This is a genomic window from Pseudalkalibacillus sp. NRS-1564, assembly GCF_050467905.1.
GTDB classification, from domain to species: Bacteria; Bacillota; Bacilli; order Bacillales; family Guptibacillaceae; genus Guptibacillus; species Guptibacillus hwajinpoensis_B.
Genome location: NZ_JBITPM010000057.1, coordinates 1 through 1841, shown reverse-complemented (window position 1 = coordinate 1841; position 1841 = coordinate 1). Strand labels below are relative to the sequence as shown.

Sequence of the window (1841 nt, the reverse complement as noted above, 5' to 3'; positions counted from 1 at the left end):
GGGGGGGGGGGGGGGGGGGGGGGGGGGGGAAAAGAAACAACACAAAAACGTTTTTTTTTTCCCCGTGCCACTCTTTTTATGTTTTTCATCTCATTTTAATAAGAAAATAAGGACACCATCTGATAAAATTAAAGTTACCACACAATAACCATCGGAGGTGCCCTTATGTTTAAAGAGTATAACATGAATCAAGTGATTTTACCTATGGATTTAGGAATGAAACTTCAAGAAAATGATATTGCCTATGCCGTTCACGACCTGGTCGAACAGATTCCAGATGAAGCTTTCTCACGTTTTTTACGCGATACAGGATGTCCCTCTTATCATCCACGTATGATGATGAAAGTGATTCTATGTGCGTACACGCAATCGGTTTTTTCAGGAAGAAAGATTGAAGCCCTTCTTTACGATAGCGTTCGCATGATGTGGTTGTCTCAAGGTTATGAACCGAGTTACCGTACGATCAATCGCTTCCGTGTCCATCCCGAAGCTATGGAGCTTCTTCGCGAGTGCTTCGTTCAGTTTCGATGTCATTTGGTTAAAGAAGAGGCGATTGATCAGGAAGCGATTTTTATTGATGGAACCAAAATTGAGGCGAACGCCAATAAATTTACGTTTGTTTGGCGCAAGTCTGTTGAAAGGTATAGTGCCAGTCTGATCGAAAAATCGAACCAAATGTATGATGAGTTGGTTGAAAACGAAATCATTCCTGAGATCAAGCGAGAAAATCCGGAACAACTCTCCATTGAAGAGCTTTTAAAAATCGAAGAAAAGCTGGAAGATAAGGTGGAGGAATTGAGTGAGAAGATTGACGCCAGTGAAGAGGTAAACGAGCGAAAAAAACTTCGGTCCGAGCGAAAAGGGCCGAAGCAATCCCTCAAGCAGTTGAAAGATATCGTAGGGCGCAAACAGAAATACGAGACCGACATGGCCATTTTCGAAGAACGCAACAGTTATTCGAAGACTGATCACGATGCCACTTTCATGCGCATGAAAGAAGATCACATGAAAAACGGGCAATTAAAAGCTGGTTACAATCTCCAAATTGCGACAGAAGGACAATATACGCTCGCTTACGATATCTTTCCAAACCCGACGGATACACGTACATTACGTCCCTTTCTCGACCATATCGAGAACGACTTTTTTACACTCCCTGACTATATCGTCGCCGATGCCGGTTATGGAAGCGAAGAAAATTATAAGGATATTTTGAAGAATCGTGAGCGCAAGCCACTGATAACATACAGTACCTATCGCACCGAGAAAAAGAAGCGTTTCAAGCAGAATGAATTCAACACAGCCAACTGGGCCTACAACGAGGAAAGGGATTCGTTCATATGTCCGAACGGACAACAGTTGATGTTCCGTCACCTCTCTCATCGCACCGATCGTGGAGGTTTCACACGGGAATTCAGGGTTTATGAATGTGATGACTGTTCAGATTGTCCTCTTCGTTCGCAGTGTACCAAAGCGCAGGAAGGGAACAATCGAAAGATCTATTATAATGCCCAATGGGAAGAGCAAAAGAAAATCATTCGAGAACTGCTTTCAGAAGAAAAAACGGGAAAAATCTACGGTCAACGGAAAATTGACGTAGAACCAGTTTTTGGATTTCTGAAGGCTAATTTGGGTTTTACTCGAATGTCCGTTAGGGGCAAAGAAAAAGTCAAAAATGAATTAGGCTTTGCGCTCATGGCGGTGAACTTGAGAAAGTACACCGCCAAGATTACCGACAAAGCTAAAAAGAATAGGAACAAACACGCCAAAAAAGGTCCCGTTCATCAAAAACCGATGAACGGGACCTTTTTTTCAGTAATTTAGGCTATTTATGTCCCAGC

Annotated in this window: 1 protein-coding gene; it reads left to right on the top strand. The window is 42.7% G+C overall.

Going from position 1 to position 1841, the window contains the following annotated elements; genetic code table 11:
* Positions 1-165 precede the first annotated feature (165 nt).
* Positions 166-1824 (top strand): IS1182 family transposase, encoded by a 1659-nt coding sequence (locus tag ACIFPW_RS22010; RefSeq protein WP_430247159.1) that lies wholly within the window; start codon positions 166-168, stop codon positions 1822-1824.
* Positions 1825-1841 lie beyond the last annotated feature (17 nt).